Source organism: Burkholderia sp. E168m22, from assembly GCF_001319805.1.
Lineage (GTDB): Bacteria > Pseudomonadota > Gammaproteobacteria > Burkholderiales > Burkholderiaceae > Burkholderia > Burkholderia orbicola.
In genome coordinates this window covers 34,608-58,524 of record NZ_BBSK01000097.1, presented here as the reverse complement: position 1 = coordinate 58,524, position 23,917 = coordinate 34,608, and the positions used below count along the sequence as shown (strand labels likewise).

Annotated in this window: 23 protein-coding genes; 5 read left to right on the top strand and 18 right to left on the bottom strand. The window is 68.9% G+C overall.

Annotated features, from left to right (window positions below; translation table 11 throughout):
- Window positions 1-55: 55 nt before the first annotated feature.
- On the bottom strand, window positions 56-463 hold the full coding sequence (locus AP428_RS22105; RefSeq protein ID WP_011548045.1) for a DUF427 domain-containing protein: 408 nt from the start codon (window positions 461-463) through the stop codon (window positions 56-58).
- A gap of 367 nt (window positions 464-830) precedes the next feature.
- On the opposite strand from AP428_RS22105, the gene AP428_RS22100 reads away from it, so the two are divergent.
- Window positions 831-2,492 (top strand): ABC transporter substrate-binding protein, encoded by a 1,662-nt coding sequence (locus AP428_RS22100; protein ID WP_011548044.1) that lies wholly within the window; start codon window positions 831-833, stop codon window positions 2,490-2,492.
- Between the two features lie 49 nt (window positions 2,493-2,541).
- Here AP428_RS22100 and AP428_RS22095 read toward each other — a convergent pair whose 3' ends face one another.
- The 9 genes from AP428_RS22095 to AP428_RS36805 form a co-directional block, all read right to left on the bottom strand.
- Window positions 2,542-3,489: a TauD/TfdA family dioxygenase gene (locus AP428_RS22095; RefSeq protein WP_011694694.1), complete on the bottom strand. Its 948-nt coding sequence runs from the start codon at window positions 3,487-3,489 to the stop codon at window positions 2,542-2,544.
- Window positions 3,490-3,646: 157 nt separating this feature from the next.
- Window positions 3,647-4,600, bottom strand: a complete 954-nt coding sequence (locus tag AP428_RS22090; protein ID WP_011694695.1) for a TauD/TfdA family dioxygenase — start codon at window positions 4,598-4,600, stop codon at window positions 3,647-3,649.
- Between the two features lie 148 nt (window positions 4,601-4,748).
- On the bottom strand, window positions 4,749-5,594 hold the full coding sequence (locus AP428_RS22085; RefSeq protein ID WP_011548042.1) for an ABC transporter ATP-binding protein: 846 nt from the start codon (window positions 5,592-5,594) through the stop codon (window positions 4,749-4,751).
- Window positions 5,595-5,634: 40 nt separating this feature from the next.
- A complete protein-coding gene (locus tag AP428_RS22080; RefSeq protein ID WP_011548041.1) occupies window positions 5,635-6,450 on the bottom strand; it encodes an ABC transporter permease in 816 nt (271 codons plus the stop codon).
- A gap of 35 nt (window positions 6,451-6,485) precedes the next feature.
- Window positions 6,486-7,328, bottom strand: a complete 843-nt coding sequence (locus tag AP428_RS22075; RefSeq protein WP_011548040.1) for an ABC transporter permease — start codon at window positions 7,326-7,328, stop codon at window positions 6,486-6,488.
- A gap of 21 nt (window positions 7,329-7,349) precedes the next feature.
- Complete coding sequence (locus tag AP428_RS22070) at window positions 7,350-8,417, bottom strand: ABC transporter substrate-binding protein (RefSeq protein WP_041489405.1); 1,068 nt, start codon at window positions 8,415-8,417, stop codon at window positions 7,350-7,352.
- Between the two features lie 103 nt (window positions 8,418-8,520).
- Window positions 8,521-9,768: a glycosyltransferase family 87 protein gene (locus AP428_RS22065; protein ID WP_011548038.1), complete on the bottom strand. Its 1,248-nt coding sequence runs from the start codon at window positions 9,766-9,768 to the stop codon at window positions 8,521-8,523.
- Window positions 9,769-9,774: 6 nt separating this feature from the next.
- A complete protein-coding gene (locus AP428_RS22060) occupies window positions 9,775-10,872 on the bottom strand; it encodes a glycosyltransferase family 2 protein (protein WP_011548037.1) in 1,098 nt (365 codons plus the stop codon).
- A 137-nt stretch (window positions 10,873-11,009) separates the two neighbouring features.
- The gene (locus tag AP428_RS36805) at window positions 11,010-11,183 is read right to left on the bottom strand and encodes a hypothetical protein (RefSeq protein WP_154585706.1); all 174 of its coding nucleotides are present in this window, start codon (window positions 11,181-11,183) and stop codon (window positions 11,010-11,012) included.
- Here AP428_RS36805 and AP428_RS22055 point away from each other — a divergent pair.
- Window positions 11,182-11,556, top strand: coding sequence for a phage protein NinX family protein (locus AP428_RS22055; protein WP_011548036.1), 375 nt, complete (start codon window positions 11,182-11,184; stop codon window positions 11,554-11,556). The two genes, AP428_RS36805 and AP428_RS22055, sit on opposite strands and share 2 nt — an antisense overlap.
- 21 nt (window positions 11,557-11,577) lie before the next feature.
- On the opposite strand, the gene AP428_RS22050 is transcribed toward AP428_RS22055, so the two are convergent.
- The 5 genes from AP428_RS22050 to AP428_RS22030 all read right to left on the bottom strand — a co-directional run bounded on the left by AP428_RS22050 (window position 11,578) and on the right by AP428_RS22030 (window position 16,930).
- Window positions 11,578-12,564: an ABC transporter substrate-binding protein gene (locus tag AP428_RS22050; protein ID WP_011548035.1), complete on the bottom strand. Its 987-nt coding sequence runs from the start codon at window positions 12,562-12,564 to the stop codon at window positions 11,578-11,580.
- A gap of 228 nt (window positions 12,565-12,792) precedes the next feature.
- Window positions 12,793-13,224, bottom strand: a complete 432-nt coding sequence (locus AP428_RS22045) for a DUF1090 family protein (RefSeq protein ID WP_011548034.1) — start codon at window positions 13,222-13,224, stop codon at window positions 12,793-12,795.
- 163 nt (window positions 13,225-13,387) lie between these two features.
- Window positions 13,388-14,572 (bottom strand): LysR family transcriptional regulator, encoded by a 1,185-nt coding sequence (locus tag AP428_RS22040; protein WP_011548033.1) that lies wholly within the window; start codon window positions 14,570-14,572, stop codon window positions 13,388-13,390.
- Between the two features lie 61 nt (window positions 14,573-14,633).
- Window positions 14,634-15,356 (bottom strand): aspartate/glutamate racemase family protein, encoded by a 723-nt coding sequence (locus AP428_RS22035; RefSeq protein ID WP_011548032.1) that lies wholly within the window; start codon window positions 15,354-15,356, stop codon window positions 14,634-14,636.
- A gap of 23 nt (window positions 15,357-15,379) precedes the next feature.
- Window positions 15,380-16,930, bottom strand: a complete 1,551-nt coding sequence (locus AP428_RS22030; RefSeq protein WP_011548031.1) for an NCS1 family nucleobase:cation symporter-1 — start codon at window positions 16,928-16,930, stop codon at window positions 15,380-15,382.
- Between the two features lie 235 nt (window positions 16,931-17,165).
- Between AP428_RS22030 and AP428_RS36800 the strand changes: the two genes are divergently transcribed.
- Complete coding sequence (locus tag AP428_RS36800; RefSeq protein ID WP_156349344.1) at window positions 17,166-17,417, top strand: hypothetical protein; 252 nt, start codon at window positions 17,166-17,168, stop codon at window positions 17,415-17,417.
- A gap of 196 nt (window positions 17,418-17,613) precedes the next feature.
- Window positions 17,614-18,165 carry a DUF3005 domain-containing protein gene (locus AP428_RS22020; RefSeq protein ID WP_011548029.1) on the top strand — a complete coding sequence of 184 codons (552 nt, stop codon included), beginning with the start codon at window positions 17,614-17,616 and terminating at the stop codon, window positions 18,163-18,165.
- A gap of 107 nt (window positions 18,166-18,272) precedes the next feature.
- Here the strand turns inward: AP428_RS22020 and AP428_RS22015 are convergent, their stop codons facing one another.
- Both AP428_RS22015 and AP428_RS22010 read right to left on the bottom strand, forming a co-directional pair.
- Window positions 18,273-19,034 (bottom strand): DUF4397 domain-containing protein, encoded by a 762-nt coding sequence (locus AP428_RS22015; protein ID WP_011548028.1) that lies wholly within the window; start codon window positions 19,032-19,034, stop codon window positions 18,273-18,275.
- Between the two features lie 282 nt (window positions 19,035-19,316).
- The gene (locus AP428_RS22010) at window positions 19,317-20,624 is read right to left on the bottom strand and encodes an MFS transporter (protein WP_011548027.1); all 1,308 of its coding nucleotides are present in this window, start codon (window positions 20,622-20,624) and stop codon (window positions 19,317-19,319) included.
- Between the two features lie 539 nt (window positions 20,625-21,163).
- On the opposite strand from AP428_RS22010, the gene AP428_RS22005 reads away from it, so the two are divergent.
- Entirely contained in the window at window positions 21,164-21,610 is a 447-nt protein-coding gene (locus AP428_RS22005) for a MarR family winged helix-turn-helix transcriptional regulator (protein ID WP_006491051.1), read from the top strand.
- A 25-nt stretch (window positions 21,611-21,635) separates the two neighbouring features.
- Here the strand turns inward: AP428_RS22005 and AP428_RS22000 are convergent, their stop codons facing one another.
- Window positions 21,636-23,909, bottom strand: a complete 2,274-nt coding sequence (locus AP428_RS22000; protein ID WP_041489404.1) for a xanthine dehydrogenase family protein molybdopterin-binding subunit — start codon at window positions 23,907-23,909, stop codon at window positions 21,636-21,638.
- Window positions 23,910-23,917: the final 8 nt, after the last annotated feature.

Below are 23,917 nucleotides of genomic sequence, written 5' to 3'. Positions count from 1 at the left end.
TGCAAATCAGCGGCCGGACGATACGTGAATGGCGACGCGGCAGGGCGCCCCGCGCTCACGCGGTGACGAGCAGGCTTTCCTCGATCGAATCGACGCGGTCCGGATAGAACGCGAGGTGCCCGCGAATCGATTCGACGGCCGGATTCGGATGCTCGTATGTCCATACCGCGTTGGTCGAGCGTTCGCCGCCGGCCGGAATCGAGTAGTACGCGCAATCGCCCTTGTACGGGCAGTAGGTCGCGTGATCGGTGCGTTCGAGCAGCGACATGTCGGCGTCCTCGCGCGGAATGTACAGCACGGCCGGGTAGCTGGCCTCGCGCAGCACCAGCGCGTGGCGCGTATCGGCGACGACCTTGCCGGCGACCTTCACGACCACCCGCGACGAATGCGGTTCGATCAGGATCGGATGATCGGGGCCCGGCGACTTCACGGGACGAGAGGGCGTATCGGGGTTGATCGACATTCGTGGTCCTCCAGAAAGAGCGGCGCGCTCGGACGCGCCGTGCCGGCACCTGCGCGCCGGGCGGATTCCCGCGCGCCGGTGCCGGCGTGGGCCAACCGATACGATGCACCCATTTCGCGGAGCCTGCAGGGGGACGGAAGGGCGCCCGCGGCCGTGCGCGAATGGCGCGGTCTCATGACGGGGGCCGGGCGTCGCGGCGGGGTGCGCGAGCCTGTCCGCGGCGCTCGCATGGACATTCTCATGCAGCGGCAGCGGGATGCAGCCATGACGATAAGCAACGCGGAATTAATTGGTAAGCGATCGGCGGGCGGCGCGCGAAGATCGACGGTCGTCATTCGCATGGCACCTCTTTCTTTCCTCCGTCACCATGAAGAATCCTTTCGTTTCGTCAACCGCGCGCCGATCGCGCGGCGTATCGCCCGCCGGCGCCGCGCTTCGCTGCATCGCCGCGTCGTTGCTGCTGGCCGGCGCCGCGACGCACGCGCTGGCGGCGCCCACGGGCAAGACGCTCGTGTACTGCACCGAAGGCAGCCCGGCCGGCTTCGATCCCGGCCAGCACACGACGAGCACCGATTTCGATGCGAGCACGTACCCGGTCTACAACGGGCTCGTGCAGTTCAAGCGCGGCACGCTCGACCTCGAACCGGCGCTCGCGACGAGCTGGGACGTGTCGCCCGACCAGCGCACGATCACGTTCCACCTGCGGCGCGGCGTGAAATTCCAGACGACCGCATGGTTCAAGCCGACGCGGCCGTTCCAGGCCGACGACGTCGTGTTCACGTTCCGCCGGATGCTCGACCCGGACGATCCGTTCCGCAAGGCCTATCCGGTCAGCTTCCCGTATTTCAGCGATCTCGGCTTCGACCACAACATCGACCGCATCGAGAAGGTCGACGACTATACGGTGCGCTTCGTGCTGAAGTCGCCCGACGTCGTGTTCGTGCGCAATCTCGCGATGGCGTTCGCGTCGGTGCTGTCGGCCGAATATGCGGGGCAGCTCGCCGCGCGCCATCGCGAGTCGGACATCAACCAGTTCCCGGTCGGCACGGGGCCGTTCGTGTTGCGTACGTACCAGAAGGATGCGCTGATCCGCTACGACGCGAATCCCGACTACTGGAAGCCGGACGACGTGAAGCTCTCGCGCCTCGTGTTCGCGATCACGCCCGATCCGGCCGCGCGGCTGCAGAAGCTCGTGGCCGACGAGTGCCAGGTGTCGGCGTTTCCGCGACCGGCCGATCTCGAGACGGTGCGGCGCGACCCGAAGCTGACGCTGTTTTCCGGGACGGGCTTCAACGTCGGCTTCGTCGCGTACAACACCCGGCATCCGCCGCTCGATCGCGTCGACGTGCGGCGCGCGCTCGACATCGCGATCGACAAGACGGCGATCATCAAGACCGTGTTCAACGGCGACGCGACGATCGCGACGAACCCGATGCCGCCCGCGCAATGGTCGTACAACCCGCGCCTGAAGGACGCGCCGCGCGATCCGGCCGCCGCGAAGGCCCTGCTCGCGCAAGCCGGCTTCCCGAACGGCTTCGACCTGACGCTATGGGCGATGCCCGTGCAGCGCCCGTACAACCCGAACGCGCAATTGATGGCGCAACTGATCCAGCAGGACTGGGCGAAGATCGGCGTGCGCGCGAAGATCGTCAGCTACGAATGGGGCGAGTACAACCGCCGCGCGAAGCATGACGGCCAGCACGACGCGATCCTGTACGGCTGGTCGGGCGACAACGGCGACCCCGACAACTGGCTCGGCACGCTGCTCGGCTGCGAGGCGGTGCACGGCAGCAACCTCGCGAAGTGGTGCAACAAGGACTTCGAGCAGCTCGTGACCGCCGCGCGGTCGAACGGGGACGTCGCGAAGCGCACGGCGCTGTACGAGCAGGCGCAGGTGGTGTTCAAGGAGCAGGTGCCGTTCACGCCGATCGCGACGTCGATCGTGTCGTTGCCGATCTCCAGGCGCGTGCACGGGCTGACGTTCTCGCCGCTCGGCGGGCACCGGTTCGATGGCGTGTGGCTGGATTGAGGGAAGCGGAAGCCGGCGCGTTCGTGCGCGCCGGCGTTCGCCGCGTCAGTCAGTTGAGTGCGACGGCGGCCGCGGCCTCGACCGGCGTGCCTTCGAGCGCGACCGACGGGCGGCCGTCGGGGCCGACCGGCACGTCGCCGATGAGCGTCGTGCGATACAGCTGGCGATCGAAGTCGAGATCGAAGATGTCGACGGGCGCGAGATGCGCGGTCGCGCGGTTGTCCCAGAACGCGATGCTGCGCGGTTCCCACTTGAAGCGGATCGTGAATTCCGGCCGCGTCACGTGCTCCCACAGCAGTTCGAGCAATGCCTGGCTCTCGCGCGGCGTCAGCCCGACGATCGTTTTCAGGAAGCTCGGGCTCACGTACAGCGCGCGTTCGCCGGTCTCCGGATGCACGCGCACGAGCGGATGCTCGGTCACGAGCGGGCGACGCTCGACGGCGTCGTCGAATGCGCCGGTCGCGCGCGCGCCGGGCGGCGGCGTGAAGCGATGGATGCCGCGCAGGGTATCGACGAAGCCGCGCAGCGGCGCGGACAGCGTTTCGTACGCGCGTACGAGGTTGGTCCAGTGCGTGTCGCCGCCGTACGGCGGGATCGTCACGCCGCGCAGGATCGACGCCCACGGCGGGTTCACGGCCGCCGTCACGTCGGTGTGCCAGCCGGTCCAGGGCCGGCGCACCGGTTCGCCTTCGAAGCGCGTCGCCTTGCGATGCTTCGCGATCGAATAGACGGCCGGATGGCCGTCGACGTGCCCGAACACCGGGTGGCCGACCGTCGGCTCGCCGAACTGCGCGGAGAACGCGACATGCTGCTCGTGCGTGAGGAATTGTTCGCGGAAGAAGATCACGCGCCATTTCAGCAGCGCGGCGCGGATCGCCGCGATCTGCGGCGTGGTCAACGGTTGCGTGAGGTCGACGCCGCGGATTTCCGCACCGATATGGGCGGACAGCGGGATCACGTCGACCGGCTGGGCGGCGGGTTCGAGTAGGGCGCTCATGCGACGCTCCTGGCGGAAGTGAACGGGGAAGAGGGACGACATCGTTGCGCGTGCAAGTGTCGGTCCGGTGGTGCGAGTTTCATGGCGGGTGTCCTCCAGAGCGGAGCGCGGCGGCGCGCGGAAAAGAGCGCCGCCGCGTGACGTGGGTACGTCGACGTTATTGCAGCGTGGCGCCCGGCCCCTTGAGCAGGACGCTCTGGCGGCCGTCGATGCCGACCGGCACGTCGCCGTGAACGGTCGCGCGGCGCACGACGCGGCGTGCATCGCCGTAGTCGTTGATCGCGTAGTGCTGGGTCGCGCGGTTGTCCCAGATCGCGACGTCGCCTTCCTGCCAGTTCCAGCGCACGGTGTTCTCGAGGCGCGTCACGTGTTCGTGCAGCACCTGCAGCAGGTGCGCGGAATCCTGCGACGACAGCCCCTTGATCTTCTGCACGAAGTGCCCGAGCACGAGCGTGCGTTCGCCGGTTTCCGGATGCACGCGCACGACCGGATGCTCGGTTTCGTAGACGGTCGACGTGAATACTTCGCGGTAGCGCTTCAGTTGCGTATCGTCGGCATGCACGTGCGTCGACGCATAGTCGTACGCGTTCGTATGCAGCGCCCACAGCGTGTCGGCGAGCGCGCGCAGCGGGTCGGGCAGATTCGCGTACGCGGTGGCCGTGTTGGCCCACACGGTATCGCCGCCGAACGGCGGGATCACGACTGCGCGCAGGATCGAGATCTTCGGGTACGCGTCGACGAAGGTCACGTCGGTGTGCCACGAATTGGCGCGTGCGCCGTGCGCGGAATCGAGTTCGAGCAGGGCAGCGCTGCCGTCGACGGACGGCACGGTCGGGTGCGCGACCGTGTCGCCGAAGCGGCGGGCGAAGGCTTCCTGCGCGGTGTCGTCGAGATGGTGCTGGCCGCGGAAGAACAACACCTTGTGGCGCAGCAGCGCGGCGTGGACCGCATCGAACGTCGCGTCGTCGAGCGTGGCCGACAGCCGCACGCCGGAAATTTCGGCGCCGATCCGGCCGGCGACCTGGCGAAGCTGAAGCGGGACGGCGGCCGTGCGCGGCGCGGCGTGAGAAGCAGGCGAAGGCGAATGAGCGGCGTGCTGGACTTCGGACATCGGGAGTCTCCTGGGAGTCGGGTCGGTCGAGTCTCCATTCAAGCAGGCGCCGCGCGGAACCGGAACCGATGAATCGTCACAACCTTAGCGTGCGCGCTGCGATGAACGATATGTGTCGTGATGCTGAACGATCCGGCGCGTCATGCGCTTACCATGCGAGCCGCCATTCGCCGATCCGGTGCGGGCGCGCGGCGTCGAGGCGCTTGCCGCCGGAACCGTCGTCGTCCGGCGGCTCGCTGTCGTCGAAATCGGCGAGCACGGTGTCGCGCAAGCGCGCGAATGCCGGCGAATCGCGCCGGCGCGGGCGTGGCAGCGCGACGTCGACGATGCGCGCGATGCGGCCCGGACGCGGCGCCATCGTGACGACGCGGTCGCCGAGATAGACGGCTTCGTCGACATCGTGCGTGACCAGGATCATCGTGATGCGCTCCTGTTCCCAGATCCGCAGCAGTTCGTTCTGCATCTTCGCGCGGGTTTGCGCGTCGAGCGCGCCGAACGGCTCGTCGAGCAGCAGCACGCGCGGCCGGTTCACGAGGCCGCGTGCGATCGCGACGCGCTGCGCCATCCCGCCCGACAACTGGTTCGGAAACGCGTGCTCGAAACCGTTCAGCCCGACGAGCGCGACGTGCTCCGCGATCGCGCGCCGTTTCGCGGCGGCGTCCAGCGGCGCGTTGCGCAGCGCGGCGCCGATGTTCTGTTCGACGGTCAGCCACGGGAACAGCCGGTGATCCTGGAACACGATGCCGCGCTGCAGCGACGTGTCGCGCACGCGCTCGCCGCCGGCGTGGATTTCGCCGGTGTAATCGGTGTCGAGCCCGGCGACGAGCCGCAGCAGCGTCGACTTGCCGCAGCCGCTGGCGCCGACGATCGTGACGAATTCGCCGGCGCGCACGTGCAGCGACACGTCGTCGAGCACGGCGAGCGCCGCGCCGCGTTGCGCGTAGTGCTTGCTTACATGGAGGATGTCGAGCGAATCGGAGGCGAGAGTCGTCATGGCGGTCAGGAGAAGGGAGCGATATGGAGGGAACGGGCGCTCAGCGCGTCAGGTCGCCGCGCCGGGCCAGCACCTTGCGCTCGATCGCCCGCGCGGTCGCGTTCAGTGCCCAGCCCGTCACGCCGACGACGATGATCCCGAACAGCACGAGATCCATCCGGAACTGCTCGCTGCCGTCGATCAGCGTGTTGCCGATCCCGCTGCCGGCGACGAGCAGGTATTCCGCGCCGAGCGTCGCGAGCCACGAATAGATCAGGCCGAGATACAGGCCGGTGAAGATAGACGGCAGCGCGGCCGGCAGGATCACGTAGCGGATCAGCTGAAGCCGTGAGTAGCGCAGCGCGCGGGCGACGTCGACGTACGTGCGCGGCACCGCGTGAATGCCGTCGCAGGTATGGGCGGCGACCGGCAGCAGCGCGGCGAGCGACAGGAACACGACCTTCGCGACGTCGCCGAGCCCGAACCACACGGAAATCAGCGGAATCCACGCGAACAGCGAGATCTGCTTGAACGTGTCGAAGCTCGGGCCGACCATCCGCGCGGCGACGCGCGACAGCCCGAGCACGGCGCCGAGCAACAGCCCGCCCGTCGCGCCGATCGCGAACCCGCACGCTTCGCGCGCGAGCGATGCCGACAAGGCACGGCCGAGCGCGCCGCTCGTGGCCTGCGCCCACGCGGTGTGCAGCACGTCGGCGGGGCTGACGAACAGCCCGCTTTTCACGAGGTGCGCGGAAGCGAGGGCCCACCAGCACGCAAGTGCGGCGAGCGGCAGCACGAAGCCGCGCCAGTCCGGTGCATGCAGGCGGCGGTCGGCGGTGGCGGGCGGTGTGGCTGACGGTGTGGCGGCGTGCGACACGGGCGACTCTCCTTCGATGGGGCGGGCGGCCCGGTTCAGCCGCGAAACGCGGACGGCACGCCGCGGCGCAGGCGCGCTTCGAGTGCGTCGAGCGCCCGGTTGATCAGCAGGCCGACCGCGCCGACCACGACCACGGCCGCCATCACGAGATCGAGCTGGAACAGTTGCCGCCCGTACACGATCAGGTAGCCGAGCCCTTCGGACGACGCGACGAGTTCGACCACGACGAGCGCGAGCCACGACTTCGTGAATGCGAGCCGCACGCCGGTCGCGAGCGTCGGGATCGCGGCCGGCAGCACGACGTGGACGATGCGTTGCCGGCGCGTGTAGCCGAACCCGCGCGCGACTTCGTCGAGGGCGGGCGGCGTCTGGCGGAATCCCTGCAACGTGCTCAGCGTGACCGGGACGAGCGCCGCATGCGCGATCAGCAGGTACTTGAGCGGCTCGCCGACACCGACGAGCAGCAGCAGGAACGGCAGCCAGCCGAGCACCGGAATCTGCACGAGCGCATTGAAGCTCGGCAGCACATAGGCTTCCAGCGTGCGCGACAGCCCGAGCGCGACGCCGATCGACACACCGAGCAGCGTGCCAGCCGCGAAGCCGACGAGCACCCGCTGCAGGCTGATCAGCGTGTGACGCGCCAGATCGCCGCTCGACGCGAGCTCGGCCAGCGTGTCGACCACGCGTTCCGGCGGCGGCAGGATCTGCGGCGCGATCCAGCCGCGCGCGCTGCCGACGCTCCACAGTGCGAACAGCAGCGCGGGCAGCACCCACGGCGCGAGCTGCCATGCGAGCCGTTTCAGCGCGGCCGAGCGGCGCGGCGGCACGGCGAGCGGGTGCGATTCGGACGACGGGACGGAAAACGCGGTATCGCTCATCGGGGCGGGTCCGGTCGGGTGTCAGGTGAGGGGCTTGCCGGCGGCGTCATGACGCGGCCAGTAGTTTTCGAGTTTCAACGTGCGCAATGCGTTGTCGAGATACTTCGGCTCGAACCAGCCGTCGACGTCGACCGGCTGGCGGATCAGCTTGAGGTTCAGCGCATCCTGGGCGACCGCCTTGTAGCGCGCGACGACGAACGGATCGATCAGCGGGGACAGGCGCTCCTTCAGGCGCTGGTTCGCATAGTCGGCCTGCCACGACGAATACGGCACGCCGCTCTTCGCCCACAGCTTGAACAGCGCATCGCGGTTCGCCTCGTCGGACGACCATTGCGCGCCCTTCACGAACGCGGTGACGACGCGCTGCACGATGTCCGGGTGCGCGCGGTCGAAATCGTCGAGCACGAGCAGGTGGGTCTGGCGCGTCAGTTGCGGGCCGTCGTTCTGCGATTCGTAGATGATCTTCGCGAGGCCCGCGTCGCGCAGCTTGTACAGCGCGTAATCGCCCACCGACGCGTCGATGCCTTTCGATGCGAGTGCGGCGAGCGAACTGGCGGCGTCGAGGTTGATCACGCGCAGGTCGCGTTCGCCGAGGCCGTTCTTCGCGAGCGCGTTGTCGGCGACGAGCTGCAGGTTGGTGCCGCGGAAGATCGACACGCGGCGGTCCTTCAGGTCCTTGATCGAGCGGATCGTCGAGTCGGGCGGCACCGCGATCTTGATGCCCGAGCGCACGCTCGCGGCGAGCAGCAGGCGGGTCTTGATCCCGTTCGAGCGCGCGAGCACGGCGGGCAGGTCGCCCTGGTACGCGAAGTCGAGCGCCTTGTTGGCGATCGCCTCGTTGACGGCCGGGCCCGCACCCTTGAAGAACAGCCATTCCACCTTGATGCCGTCGGCGGCGAATTCCTTTTCGACGAGCTGCTGCAACTGCACGGTGGCGGCGCTCGATCCGCCGAACGTCGGGGGATCGCCGGCGCCTTGCTGGGCGACGCCGATGCGGATGGTGGCGGGCTTGTCGGCGTGCGCGGCGGCGGCCGGCAACGCAAAAAGGGACGCGATCAGCAGCGATCGCAGCAGGCGCAGTGGGAGCATGAATCGATGGATCCGGAACGTTGGAGAACGAGGCCGGGCCGCAGCCCGTCGGGTCATTCTCGATGACGCCCCGGGGCCGGACAAGCAACGATTTGAACTATGCTTATCGTCGCGCGGGGGATCGCGGGAGGGCGCGGGCGCGCTGCAGGAGCACGAGCAGCGCGGTCGCCGTGACGGCAGGCCCGATCTGCGGCAGCGTCAGCCAAGGATTCAGAAACTCGTACATCGGCAGCGCCCACATGACGGCGACGACACACTGCTCGCCGCGCCGCCAGCCGTACTGCGTGCCGATGGCGATCATGCATGCGATCGGGATGCACAGCCACGACAGTTCGTAGTGCCAGACATACGGATTGGCGGCCAGCGTCGCGACGACCAGTACCGCACCGCGCAATCGTGCGTCCCGGCTGCGGCGCCAGACGAAGCACGCCGCCGCGAGCGCGATCGCCGCGATGACGGCCTGACCGGCGTACGCGAGGGCGGGCGACAGGCCGGCAAGCCGAAACGCCGCGAACGGCGTCGGCGACGCAAACCAGAACGGCACGCCGTGCTCGATGATCAGCGAACGCAGCGCGCCGGCGTTTTGCAGGAACAGGCGCAGCGGTTCCATGCCGCCCGCCGCGATCCCCAGTGCGGTGATCGCGGTCGCCCATGCGGCGGCCCACGCGAACGCGCGCCACGCACGCGCGGCAATCAGCACGAACGGGAACAGCAGGGCCAGTTGCGGCTTGACCGACAGGAGTCCGATACAGAGGCCGGCCAGCAGCGGCCGCCGGTCGACGAAGTACACCGCGAGCGCCGCGCACGCCGCGGTCAGCATCGCGTTCTGTCCGTACATCGCGGTGACGAACACGCCCGGGCAGGCGAGCAGCGCGAGCCAGCCGATGCGCGTCGCGCCGGGCACCGCGCCGAATCCCGACACCCGCCACACCGCGAGGCCGAGCAGCACGATGCCGAGTACGACGAACACCGGATAGCTGACCGCGTAGGGCAGCAGCGCGAGCGGTGTCGCCGCGAGCAGATACGACGGCGGGTACAGCCACGGCAGGAACGCATGGCGGCCGGCCAACGGGAACAGCGTGGCGAGTTCGCGCGAGAACGCGGGGATGTCGTAGGCCAGCCACGGCGAGCCGTGGAGCATCAGATGGGACGCGGACCAGAACACCATGTACCCCGAGCCGGGGCGAAACGTGCCGGGGTCGGTCGAGTGAAAGCCGATCCAGAGCAGGATCGCGGCCAGCAGCACACCGATCACCAGCATGACCGCGCTGTAAAGCGCGATGCGTCCGGGCGTGAGCCAGGGGCGGACGGGGCGTTCGTCGCGCCGGATCGACGAGCCGGAAATATCCATGCGGCGCTACTTGACCGACAGATTGCGCGACGCCTGCGCGCCTGCCACGACCGTCTGCCGGCGCCGGGCCGTCGCGATGCGCCGGACCGGAAACTGCAGCAGTTTCGAGCCGTCCGGAGACGCGGCGTGCCGCGCGGGCTGCTGGCCGGCCTGCGCATCGGCCCGGTAGCGGCGCCGCACGAGGTAGACCGGGCGCTGCTTCGATTCGTGATAGATGCGGCCGAGGTATTCGCCGATCACGCCGATGCCGATCAACTGGATGCCGCCGACGAACAGCATCACGGAGATCAGCGACGCGTAGCCGTGCACCGGGTTGCCGAACAGCAGCGTGCGCATCACGATGTACGCGCCGTAGACGAACGACAGCACGGCGAACGCGAGGCCGATGTAGGTCCACACGCGCAACGGCACCGTGCTGAAGCTCGTGATGCCCTCGAGCGCGAAGTTCCAGCGCCGCCATCCGGAGAATTTCGAGCGCCCGCCGCTGCGCGCCGCGCGCGTGTATTCGATGATCTCGGTACGGTAGCCGACCCACGCGAACAGGCCTTTCATGAAACGACGCCGCTCGGGCAGGGCCCGCAACGCATCGACGACCTGGCGATCCATCAGCCGGAAATCGCCGACGTTCTCCGGCATCTCGACCTCGGAGAGCTGGTTGTGCACGCGGTAGTAGAGCGCGGCGGCCACGCGCTGCATCAGCGGATCGCACCGGCGGTCGGTGCGCTTCGCGGCGACGACCTCGGCGCCCGCGTGCCAGCGTTCGAGCATCGCGGGGATCAGGGCCGGCGGGTCCTGCAGGTCGGCGTCGATCAGGATCACGGCCGCGCCGGCCGCTTCGTCGATGCCGGCCGTGAGCGCGGCTTCCTTGCCGAAGCGCCGCGTGAGATCGACGATGCGCACGCGCGGATCAGCGACCGCGATGTCGATCAGCTTGTCGAGCGTGCCGTCGCGGCTGCCGTCGTTCACGCAAACGATTTCGAAGCGCGCGGTGCCGATCGCTTCCAGTATCGGAACGGTGGTCGCGAAGAACGCATCGATCGCTTCTGCTTCGTCGTGAAACGGCACGACGAGCGATACCAACGGCTTCAGGGTGTGCCTGGACATACGTCCCCCGTGAGATCCGGTCTGCGCCGCATCGTCTGGTCCTGTCGTCGCCGGGTGTGCGAAAACGGGTCCGGATCGGCGCGTATGTTGTGTTTGTAATGGCCTCGGCGGCGTGCCGCGAGCCGGGCGGCGAGCCGTCAGATCATTCTACGCACGAATGACACGCAGGTGACAGCGCGCGCGGGTTTGTTCGGGGGCGGGTTTCCGCGATGCAGCGGCTCGCCGGGGAGCGCTGCGGCGCCGGTTACGCGTGCATCCGCAACGGTTAGCATGTCGTCGGTAATGACGATGACGATGACGGAGACGGTCATGCAAGTCCAGGATCTGACAGGCGCGCGGCTGGATTACTGGGTCGCGATCGTGGAAGGCCACGAGGCGCCGCGTGCCGACGCGTCCGGATGCACGTCGATTCGCGCGGCGGGCGGCGTGCCGACGCCGTTCGCGCCGTCGTCGTCCTGGGCGGACGGCGGCCCGATCGTCGAGCGGCTGCCGTTCGCCGCGTTCGAGCGCGACGGCGGGCGGGGCGCCTGGCGTGCGGTGCTGCACCGCGCCGTACCGGCCGCGGGCGAGCGCTGCACGTTCAACCAGGCGGGGCCGACGTTGCTGGTCGCCGCGATGCGCACGCTCGTCGCGTCGACCTTTGGCGACGACGTGCCGGATCTCGATATGGCGCGGCCGCGCTGAACGCGCCCCGCCTGGTCCCGCTCAGGCCGACACGTTCCGGATGGCGATCGACGCGACGTCGACGCGGCGCGGCAGGATCGCATCCGCGGCCGCGCGATCGGCGACACGCTGCAGCACGTCGATGTCGGCGCCGCTGAGGCTGCGCTGCGCGAGCGCGGCCCGGCGCGCGATGTCGGTGGCCGCGTCGGGCGGCAGGCGCGTGAGCGACGCATAGACGCTCGCGTAGTCGGCCGGGTGCGCGAGCGCCCATTGACCGGCGCGGGCGAGCCGCGCGAGCACGTCCGCGAGCGCCGCGCGCTTGCCGCGATCGTCGAGCGTTTCGACCGGCGACGTCAGGAACGCAAGCCCCGAATTGATGCCGCTGCCGTCGCGGACGATGCGCGCACCGCGTCGCACCGCATGCCCGTAGTACGGATCGAACGTGGCCCAGATGCCGATCCGCTTCGCCTCGAATGCGGCGAACGCGTCGACCGGCAGCACGAAGCGCACGTCGACGTCGCGCGGGGCGAGCCCGTGTTCGCGCAGCGCGCCGTACAACTGGTACTGCGAGATGCTGCCGCGCGCCGACGACACGACGACGGTTTGTCCTTTCAGGTCGGCCACCGTGCGGACCGGCGAGTCCGGCTGCACGACGATGCCGAGCGACGCCGGCGAGCCGACGCGCGTCGCGACGATCCGCAACGACGGATCGCCGAGCGCGGCCGTCAGCACGGGCAGGTCGCCGGCCGGTGCGAGATCGATCGCGCCCGCGCGCTGCGCTTCGAACAGCGGCGCGGCGCCCTGGAAGTTGGCCCAGCGGAACCGGTACGGCGCGCCGTCGAACACGTGCGCCGCTTCGGCCAGCGCCCGCAGGCCGCCGGCCTGGTCGCCGAGGACGAGCGTGACGCCCGACAGGTCGGTGCCGGCCGCGCGGGCGGGCAGTGCGAGGCCGCCGGCGAGCGGCGCGGCGGCGAGCGCGGCAAGGCGCTGCAGCGCGCGGCGGCGCGCGGGGGCGGAAGAGTGGGTCATCGGCGGCGTGTCCTCGGTGATCCGCGCGGGCCGCGCGGCTGCCGGGCAGATTACGGAATCGGTTTCCGGCCGGCAAACATCGAATCCTGAAATGCATATTCGCGCGGCGGCCGCCGGCGTGGCCGGTGTCGACCCCTCGGGGCGGTCGTGTCGCTGTCGGGGCTGCTCGCACTCGCACTCGAGCGGCACGCGCGACGCGGCCCGTCGCATCAACCGTTGTTCAATCCGTCAGCCTTTAAGCGCATCGCGATCGACCTGCGCGTCGTGCAGGTCGCGCGTGGCGTCGCGCAGCTTCGCCTGCTTGTCGGCGAGCTTGCGTTGCGCGTTGCTCAGCTTCCTTGCATCGCCTAGCGTTTCGGCTTCGTGGACGCGCGCCTGTGCGTGGCGGACTTCGTCTTCCGCGTGGCGCACGTCGCGCGCCTTGTCGGCGAGCTTGCGTTCGGCGCGTGCGAGCTGGCCGGCATCCGTGCAGTTCGCCTGGATTCGTTCGAGCGCGGCTTGCTGGCGCAGCGCCTGCTGCGTGTTGCCGAACCGTTTCGCGTTGTCGATCTGCGTGTGCAGCGCGCGGATGCGCGTTGCGCAGTCCTGAGTGCCGGCGAATGCGCCGGTACTCGCGAATAGCGCGACCGGGATGGCCAGCGCGATGAGTGTGTGTTTCATGCGATTTCCTCGATTCGATCAAGCGGCCACGGGCGGTCGCGATACGACGCCCGGCGGCACGGGTTCGAGGCGTCATTCTGACGAGTCGGTGCGACGCGGGTAAATAGGACCGGTCTGACATGCAGCGGCCGACAGGATCATTCCGGCCCGGGTGCGGCGCCGGTCAGTGCGATTTCGTCGCGCCGCGATGGATGCGTGCCGCCTGCGCGACGCGCGCCGGATGCGACGCATGGCAATGGGTGGCCGGTCTGCGGCGCGTGCGCCGGGTGGGCTCGGGCGGATCGGTGCCCAGCACCGCGGTGTTCGTTGCGTCCGCATCGGCCCCGGAAGCGGCAACGGCAGCGACCGCCGCGACCGCCGGCAACCTTGCCTCGGCGTCGAGCCATGCGCGCGTCGCCTCGGCGATCAGTCCGCGCAGCCACCGACCGCCTTCCGCGCACGATCCCGATTCGTTCCACGTTATCCGGTACGCGATGTCCGGCGGCTCGACCGGCAGCGCGACTGCGGCGAGCGGCAGCAGCTTCGCATAGTGCCGCGCGAGCCGGTACGTGGTGGTGAGGATCAGGTCGGTGCGCACCAGCGCATGCGCGGCGAGCTCGAAGTGCGGCAGCGTGACGACGATGCGCCGTTGCAGACCCACGCGTTCGAGTTGCCGGTCGATCGCGCCGGACGCTTCGAGCCACGACGGCGTCGGGCACAGCTGCGGCGCCGCCGCGAACCTGGCGGCCGTCATCGCGTCGCGCCGCGCGAGCGGGTGCGTCGCGCGCATCAGGCATACGACGCGGTCGTCGAACAGGTCGTCCTGGCGGAAGCGCGACCGGCGCACGGGCCGGTTGTCGATCACGACGTCGAGCTCGCCGTCGGCCAGCGCGCGCTCGTCGTCGAACCCGTCGCCGAGCGGATGGAACACCAGTTGCGCGTGCGGCGCACGCTCGCGAAACAGCGCGACGAGCTTCGGCACGAACAGGACATTCAGGTAGTCGGGGCAGCCGATCCGGTAGGTGCGCACCGACGTGCGCGCGTCGAACGTCGGCTGCTGGATGCGGATGAAGTCGATCACGCGCAGCGCGTTGCGCAGCGGCTCGATCAACCGCGCGCCGAACTCGGTCGGCACCATCCCGTAGCGGCTGCGTACGAGCAGCGGATCGCCGAGCAGCGTGCGCAGGCGCTTGAGCGCGGCGCTCGTCGCCGGCTGCGACATGTTCAGGCGCACGGCCGCACGCGACACGGTGCGCTCGGTCAGCAGCACGAGCAGGATGCGCATCAGCCGTGCATCGAGCACGTCGAGCGCGCCCGCGGCATCGAACGTGCCGCGGGGCAGGGCGGTCGGATCTAGCGGGGCCCGCATGGCGATACGCGTCCCGACGATACGAGGCGGCCGCGCGATGCGGCAGCCGGCCGGCGGCCCGTCATTTTGCGAACGGCCAGCCGACGATCCGCTTCGGGCGCGGCGGCGCGTACGTGCGGACCTTCGACGTCTTCAGCTTCAGGCGCACCAGCGATTCGGCGAGCACGACCGCGGCCGATACGCCGTCGACGACCGGCACGCCCGTGCATTCCTCGATCTGCCGGTCGAGGCCGGCCATCCCGCCGCAGCCGAGGCAGATCACTTCCGCGTGATCGTCCTTCACCGCGCGCTGCGCCTGGCCCACGATCGATTCGATCGCGCGGGCCGGATTCTCCTCGAGTTCGAGCACCGCGAGGCCGCTCGCACGCACCGACGCACAGCGCGCATCGAGCCCGGCGAGCTTCAGGCGATCCTCGATCAGCGGCACCGTGCGGTCGAGCGTCGTGACGACCGAGTAGCGATGGCCGAGTAGCATCGCGACGCTCGCGGCCGCTTCGGTGATGTCGACGACGGGCACCGTCAGCAGTTCCTGCAGCCCTTCGCGGCCATGCTCGCCATAGCCGGCCTGGATCACCGCATCGTACGGTTCGTCGTAGTTCAGCACGCGGTCCATCACGGCGATCGCGGCGAGGTAGCTCTCGAAGTTGCCTTCGACCGACTCCGCGCCGAAGCGCGGCGTCAGCCCGACGATCTCCGTGCCCGGCGATGCGGCGGCCTGCGCCTGCGCGGCGATCGCGTCGGTGATCGACTCGGTCGTGTTGACGTTGACTACCAGGATCCTCATCGGCGACTCCGTATGCGTGTGTGTCAGTGTTGTGCGCAGGGGACCGCGATGTGCTCGCCCGAGCGCGCTTCGTAGATCCGTTTGCGATCGGCCAGCAGCCAGTACACGCTGCCCGCGATCGCTGCGCCGAGCAGCCACGAGAACGGCGTCATCGCGCTGAAGGCCGGCACGACGGCGAGCGTGATCGAGATCAGCGCGGACGGCACGAGTGCCGCGAGCGCCTTGCGGTTCACGCCGCGCGTGTAGAAGTAGGCGCCGCTCGGCGCTTCGGTGTAGAGATCGGGCACGTTCACGCGCTGCTTGCGCACGAGCCAGTAGTCGACCGTGATGATCCCGTACAGCGGGCCGAGCAGCGCGCCGAGGCCGGACAGGAAATAGACGATCACGATCGGGCTGTTGTACAGGTTCCACGGCAGGATCAGCACGGCGATCGTCGCGCTGATCAGGCCCGCGCGGCGGAACGACAGGCGATGCGGCGCGAGGCTCGTCAGCACGAAGGCCGGCGCGACGAAGTTCGCCATGATGTTCACGGCCACCGTCACGATCAGGAAGGCGAGGCAGCCGAGCACGAGGAACAGCTTGTTCGGCACCGTCGCGATGATTTCCGTCGGGCTGTGGATGATGTGGCCGTTCAGTTTGAACTGCGCGCCGGCAAGCACGAAGCTGATCGTCGCGAATACGAGGATGTTGACCGGCAGCCCCCAGAAGTTGCCGACGCGCACCGTCTTCGGGCTCGGCGACGAGCGGGCGAAATCGCAGAAGTTGAGCACCAGCGTGCCGTAGATCGCGAGCCACAGCGAGCCGCCCGCGAAGATTTCCGTCCACATCTTCAGGCCGCTCATCGGTTTGCCGATCGACATCGCGAGGTGGCCGCCGGTGCGGCTGAACATCCATGCGGCGAGCGACAGCGTCGTGACGAGGATCACCGGGCCGGCGAGCCCCTCGTACTTGCGGACCATTTCCATCCCGTACGTGAGGATGCCGATCTGCACCAGCCAGATCGCGACGAACGTGATCCAGCCGAGCGTCGACAGCCCGAAGATCGCATTCTGGTCGAACGCGGCGAGGCCCGGCCAGATCGCGGTGAGCAGCACGCGCAGCACGACGGACGCGAGATAGGTCTGGATACCGAACCATGCGATCGCGATCACCGCGCGGATCATCGCGGGCAGCATCGCGCCGTAGATGCCGAAGCTCATCCGGCTGATCACCGGGAACGGCACGCCGGTTTTCTGGCCCATGTAGCCGGTGAGGTTCATGAAGCCGTACACGAGCACCGCGCCGATCGCGAGCGACGCGAGCATCTGCCAGCCCGACAGGCCGAGCGCGAACAGCCCGATCGCGAACGAGTAGTTCGCGATGTTGTGCACGTCGTTGGTCCATAGCGCAAAGATGCTGTAGCGGCCCCAGGTCCGGCCTTCGGCCTGGGTCGGCGCGAGATCGGGGTTGTGCAGCCGCGGGCTCAGCGCGGGATCGCGCGCGGCCGGGTCGGTTCGATGCGATGCGTCGTCCGCGCCGAGCCCGAGGCCCGCGCGGTGAATGGCTTCCAGTTGCACGCCGTTGTCTCCTTCCATGTGCGGGGCACGAAACCGGCTGCGTGTCGTACGCGGCGCGGGCCGGGCCCCGGTGGACGTTATGTCTCGGATTTGTTCGCGAGTATGGGCGGCGGCTACCACGATGGGAAATTAAATATTCGGCTGGGCGTCATTTGAAAAATGAATGAATCGCGTCAGGCCGCGGCGGCGGGGGGAACGGCATGCAAATTGCGAGTGAACGGGTTCCATCCACATCGACATCAGCGGAGGTGTCATGCAGCGATATTCCATTCGTCACGTATCGCGAGCCGTCTTCGCCGGCATCCTGATCGCGGGCCTGGCGGCAGGCGCGGGTTGCCAGAAGAAGGGCGACAACGGCGCGGCCAGTTCAGATTCGAGCGCAGCGAGCGGCATGTCGGCCGCGCCTTCCACCGCGCCTTCGACCGCACCGTCGGGCACGCCGAGCAGTGGGGCGGACGCCGGCGCGAGCCTGCCGGGTGCGGCCTCCGCGCCGAGCGGCGGCTGACCGCCGGCGGATAGCCGGGGCGGACGGTGCGTCAGCGCGCCGTTCGCTGCTGAGGTGCGGTGCCCACTGGCACGCGCGCCGGACGGCGTGCGCGCGCGGCCGTGCGCATGAAAGATTTGCAAGGACCGTTGTAGCGATTTCCGGCCCGGCGGCGACGGCGTGACGCCGGCGTCCGCCGGCCGGGCAAGGAGGTGCGATGCAGAACGCGGAATCGAACCCTACCCCGGAAAAGCAGCGGGAACAGATCGAGAAGAGCCCGGTGAAGACGCCGGCGGCCGGCGACATGCCCGACGCGGCGACCCAGGCGGCGCAAGTGGCGCGGCGTCCGCTGACGCCGGAAGCGGTCGCCGGCAAAATGCCGACCGGCCTGCCGGAGATCGACGTCGACGCGCATGCGGTCGACAGCGGCGACCCGGTACGTCGGGCCGCCGGCCGGATCGTCACGCTCGACAACGCGAACATGGCGATGACCGACAACACGGTCGACGTCGACGGCAAGGGCATGGAGGCGCGTACCGGCGCGTCGGAGCTGCAGGACAACGTGATCTATTCGAACGCGTCGCTCGACGAAGCGGTCGATACGCCCGACGAAGGGCTCGGCGGGATCGAGAGCAGGCCGTCCGGCAACATGCCGCAGATCGCGACGCGGCCGGGCTGGCGGGTGCGTCATGTCGGCGACGTCGATGTCGAGCATGGTGACAGCACGCGTGCCGAGCACGTGATCTGCCTCGAACGGTCCGACGACTGATAGCGGCTATTGATACCGGCGATTGATACCGGTCTTCGAGGTATTCGACACGCGGCGGCCGGTGCAAATCGCACCGGCCGCCGCGACCGTTTCCGGCCCGTGCTGCGTTACTGCGGCCCCAGCTCCTGCGCGGACGTATCGGCGTCGTTGCCCTGCGCGACCAGCACGTGGATGTCGTTCGGCGTCACGTCGCCGACGCCGCCGGACGGAATCGTCAGGAGCAGCCAGTCCGCGTTGTTGCCGATGCTGACCGGCGCGGTCTTGAGAATCGGCGACTTGCTGCCGGCCGTCGTGACGACCACCTGGTACGTGCCGCCGTTCAGGTAGACCGAATCCTGCGTCGTTGCCGGTACGGCATTCTGGTAGGCGGCGCCCGCCATCGTCGGGCTGACCGTCGTGATGTCGGTGCCCGGCGGCACGACGTACACGTCCACGTTCTGCGCATTCGGCGATGCGTTGAAGCTGCGCACGCGCGCCTTGTCCGACAGCAGGCCCTTGTCGTACGGGTCGTCGATGACGGAGATCAGCGACGTCGTGCTCGGCAGCGCGATCGTCGTGTAGTGGTGGCCGTTCGCGGCGCTGAACGCCTGGGACGCGATGGTCGTGGTCGTCCCCGACACGTCGTAGCTCGCGGTCTGCGTGCCTGAATCGACGTCGTGATAGCGCGTCACACCCTTGTAGGCGACGCCCGACTGGTCGACCTTCCCGTTCAGGTAGTAGTCGAGGTTCGGGCCGGCCGGCACCGCGTTGATGAAGCGCGCCTGCGGCTTCGAGATACCGAGTACGGTGCCGGCGTCGTCGCCGCCGCCGCACGCCGCGAGTACGGAAATGACCGAGCACAGGGCCACTATCGTTCGTATTGATTTCATGTTGTCCTCTCGTTCAGGGAACCTGCTTGCGATGCAGAACCGCCGCGTGACGGATCGCGCGGGGCGCAGCGCCGGTTGGAAGGCAGATGACTGTCCGCCGGATGGCGGGCGCGAGGATGTCGCAAGCGGTGTGCCTGTGCGAGGAAAAAGCGGCGAACGGCGGCGGGGGAAGCGCGCACGCGCCGGCGTGGCGGCGTGCGCGGGATGACGCGAGGAGCGGGAGCAGACCGCGCGAATCGGCACGGTTGTAAAAAAGCAGCGTTGCGCGCGCGGCGCGATACGTCAGCGGTTCACGAGCCGGGCCGGATACGCGAGCGCGAGTGCGCAGCCGACCAGCATGCACGCGGCGAAACCATACAGACCCGCGCTTTGCGAATGGAACGTATCGCGCAGCCAGCCGATGAAATAGGTGCTGCCGAACCCGCCGAGGTTCGCGATCGAGCATGCGAACGCGATGCCGCCGGCGGCGGCCGAGCCCTTCAGGAACGTCGATGGCAGCGCCCACACGACCGGCATCGCGGCGGCCGCGCCGGCGTTGATCAGCGAGAACAGCAGCACCGTGCCGAGCGTGCCGTGCGACGACGAAGCCGCGATCGCCAGCGCGACGGCCGACACCATGAACGGCACGACGATATGCCAGCGGCGTTCGCGTGCGCGATCGGAGCTGGCGCCGCAGTACAGCGTCGCGAGCACGGCGGCGGCGTTCGGAATCACCATCAGCCAGCCGATGTGATATGCGTCCTTCACGCCGGTGTCGCGCAGGATCGTCGGCAGCCAGAAGCTCACCGCATACAGGCCGAGCAGCACGCACAGGTCGATCAGGCCGAGCGCCCACACCTTCGGATCGGAGAACGCCTTGCCGAGCGCGTGGCTCTTGTTGCCGGACGGATCGGCGTCGAGATTCGCGCGCAGCACCCGCTTCTCGTCGGCGTTCAGCCAGCGCGTGGATTCGATGCCGTTCGGCAGCCAGCGCAGCACCGCGAAGCCGAGCAGCACCGACGGCAGCGCTTCGAGCAGGAACAGCCACTGCCAGCCGCCGAGCCCGTGCGCGCCTTCGAACGCACGCATGATCCAGCCGGAAATCGGGCTGCCGATCATGCTCGACAGCGGCAGGCCCACCATGAACAGCGCGACGATCCGTGCGCGACGTGCATCGGGATACCACTGCGTCAGGTACAGCAGCACGCCCGGCAGGAAACCGGCTTCGGCGGCGCCGAGCAGGAAGCGCACGACGTAGAACTGCACCGGCGTGTGCACGAACATCGTCGCGCCCGACAGCAGGCCCCACGTGATCATGATCCGCGCGATCCACAGCTTCGCGCCGACGCGTTGCAGCACCAGATTGCTTGGGACTTCGAACAGGATGTAGCCGGCGAAGAACAGCCCGGCGCCGAGGCCGTACACCGTGTCGCTGAACTTCAGCGCATCGAGCATCTGGAGCTTCGCGAGACCGATGTTGATGCGGTCGAGATAGGCCGCGAAGTAACACAGGCAGAAGAGGGTGATGAGGCGCAGCGTGACCTTGCGATAGAGAGGGCCGTGGGGCGCGTCGTCGGGGGAAACGGCGGCGCTCGGGTGTGCGGTAGACATGGGACTGCCCCTGTTCGAGTGTGACGGATGAATGGGTGGCTCGATCGTCGCGAGCGGGACGTTCCGCTGCGCACTGGAGTCTGTATATCACGTCAAATACGTAGCGTACACACTAGAAAATACCGAAGCGCACAGGCACGTATGCGGTCATCTTAAGGCAAGCGTTTGCATGACAAAAGTCCGTGTTATCAAAGGGGTTTTGGATGATATGGAGTGTGCGCTGAAAAGATGGGCGCACAGGCGATGGCATGCACGAATTTCGTGCGTATGCACTCAAAATTGAAGTGTGTGCGCGAAAGCCGTCGGCAGCGCACGCATGCGCGGGCGGTAGCCGCCGCGACGGTGTGCGGCTGGCCGGCACGCCGCCGTGACGGGCTGGCGATCCGCCATGGATCGGACGAGCCTCACGCGCCGCTTGCATGCGATTCCGCGAACCCTGATGCACCGCAATGACGCGAGCGGCCAGCCGCCGGCCACGCCGATTTGAGGGTGTACACTGCTTGTCTTTCATTTGCATGCAGGCAAGGGCTTGCACTCTCATGGCGTCTTCCAAGGATTCGTACGATTTTCACGACCAGGTCGGGCATCTGCTGCGCCGCGCGTATCAGCGGCACGTTTCGATTTTCCAGGAAGCGATTCCCGATTCGGATCTCACGGCCGCGCAGTTCGTGACGCTGTGCGCGGTCAAGGAGCGGCAGGCGTGTTCGCTGAACGACATCGTCAAGGCGACCGCGATCGATCAGGCGACGATTCGCGGCGTCGTCGAGCGTCTGAAGACGCGCGCGCTGATCGAGGTGTTGCCCGACCCGAACGACGGCCGCAAGCTGATCGTGCGCGCGACCGCGGCCGGCCTCGCGCTGATCGACCGCACGGTGCCGTTCGCGCGGCAGGTGACCGAGCGCACGTACGGCGCGCTCAATCCCGGCGAACGGGTCGCACTGCAGTTCCTGCTGCGCAAGATGATGGAAGAAGACGGCGATGCCTGACGGGTGGCGCGCGGCCCAGACCCATCTACGTCGTGACGGGCGCTGCCGCGTCGGCGCGCATCAGCCGGCCGGCCTCGTGTAGCCGGGCGCGCACGGTTTCCGGCGTAAAGGGCGGCGCGTAGAACCGTACGCCGGTGGCATCGAACAGCGCATTCGCAACTGCGGCCGGGCCTGGCACCGATGCCGATTCGCCCGCCCCGAGCGGCGGTTCGCCTTGCCTCGGCATCAATACGACGTCGACGTCCGGCACTTCCGCGAACGTCAGGATCGGGTAACTCGCCCATTCGCGCGACGCGACCTTGCCGTCCGCGAACCGCACGCGCTCCTTCAGCGTGCGGCTCAATACCTGGATCACGTTGCCGTGGATCTGGTGGCGCACGCCATCCGGGTTGATCATCGTGCCCGTGTCCTGTCCGACCGTCACGCGCTCGATGCGGACCTCGCCCGACACGCGATCGACGCTCAGGTCGACGATCCAGGCCGACCACGCCGCGCCGAAACCGGGGAAGCGGCTGTGCACGTAGCGCGCATACGCGATCCCGCGGCCGCGCACGAGCCGTGCTTCGTCGCGTTCGTCGGGCGGGCGCGGCACGCGTGGCGTCCACCCTGCGCGCTCGGCCACCGCCTGCAGCAATTCGATCGCACGCGTGTCCTGCAGATGGCGAATGCGGAACGCGAGCGGATCGACGCCGGTCAGCGCCGCGCATTCGTCGACGAACGCATCGTGCGCGAACGAGTTCGGCAACGCCGACACGCCGCGCAGCCACGACGCCCGCACGAGCGGCGCGAGATCCTCGCAGACGAAGCGACGATGCGGGCTGGCATACGGCGACACGGCCGTGCGGTCGCCCATTTCGAACACGCGCGGCGCGGGCGCGATCGCGCCGGTCAGCAGCGCCGCGAGCAGCGGCGCGTCGTTCGACGGATAGCGCGTCGTGAAGTCGTAGCCGAGCAGGCGGCCGTCGCGCGTGACGGTGCCCGTCACCTGCATCGACTGGCCCGCGCCTTTCGGTTCCCACAGATGTTCGTCCGCGCGCGACAACTGCACTCGCACCGGGCGGCCGACCGCGCGCGACAGCAGCAGCGCATCGCCGCACACGTCGTCCGCACCGTTGCGGCCGTAGCAGCCGGCCGCTTCCATCCGCACGACGTCGATATCGGCCTCATCGCGCGCGACGAGCGTCGCGAGGTCGTAGCGCAGCGACACGGGGTTCTGCGTGCCGGACCACACGGTGATCCGCCCGTCACCGGGCGCGCGGTAGTCGGCGAGCGCGCACGACGGACCGATCGAGCCGTGCATCTGGAACGGCCATGCATAGGTGCGCGATACCGTGAGCGTGTCCGGTTCCGTTCGCGCGGCGTCGACATCGCCTTCGTCGAGCAGCACGCGGCGGGTGGCCGGCGCGGCGGCGATCGCGGCGGCCGGCGCGTCGAGCGGCGGCAGCGCGGGAAGCGGCCGCCACGTCACGCGCAACTGGCGCGCGGCGCGGATCGCGTGCTCCTCGCGCTCGGCGACCACCCCGACGAAATCGCCGAGCGCGACGACGGCCACGAGCCCCGGCACGTCGGCTACCGATGCGCGATCGACGTCCACCAGCGACGTGCCGACGAACGGGCCGCTGTCGTGGCCCGCATACGGCGGCCGGACGACGCGGCCGTGCAGCATGCCCGGCACGCGCATGTCGTGCACGAACGTGAGCTGGCCGGTCGCCTTCGCGGGCAGGTCGACGCGCGGCGACGCGCGGCCGACGATCCGGTAGTGCGCGGGGTCTTTCGTGCGGGTGTTCAGGTCGAGCGTCAGCGCGATCCGCCGTGCGGCGACGAGCGCGGCGAACGTGACCGCCTGTCCATCGGCTGAAATCGATCCATCGTCGATGTTCAGCCGCTCGACATCGACGCCGAACCGCTCGGCGGCGAGCGCCAGCAGCGCGTGACGGGCCTGCGCGGCCGCGCAGCGCAGCGGCGTCGCGGAAATCTGGATCGTCGCGCTGGCGATGGTCGGCCCCTGGTTCGGCGTCGCGGCCGTGTCGCCGAGCACCATTGTCACGCGCGCGGCCGGCACGTCGAGTTCCTCGGCGACGATCTGCGCGAGCGACGTGCGAATGCCGGTGCCGAGATCGACGTGTCCGTTGAACGCGAGGATGCGGCCGTCGTCGAGAATCGCGACGAACACTTCGGGCAGCGTGGGCACGTACGACGACAGGCTGCCCGGCTGGCCGGGCGCCGGCTTCACGGGCGGGGCCGGTGACCGGATCACGGTCAGGCAGCCGGTGTGCGCGAGCAGTTCGGAGCGGTTCACGGGGGAGA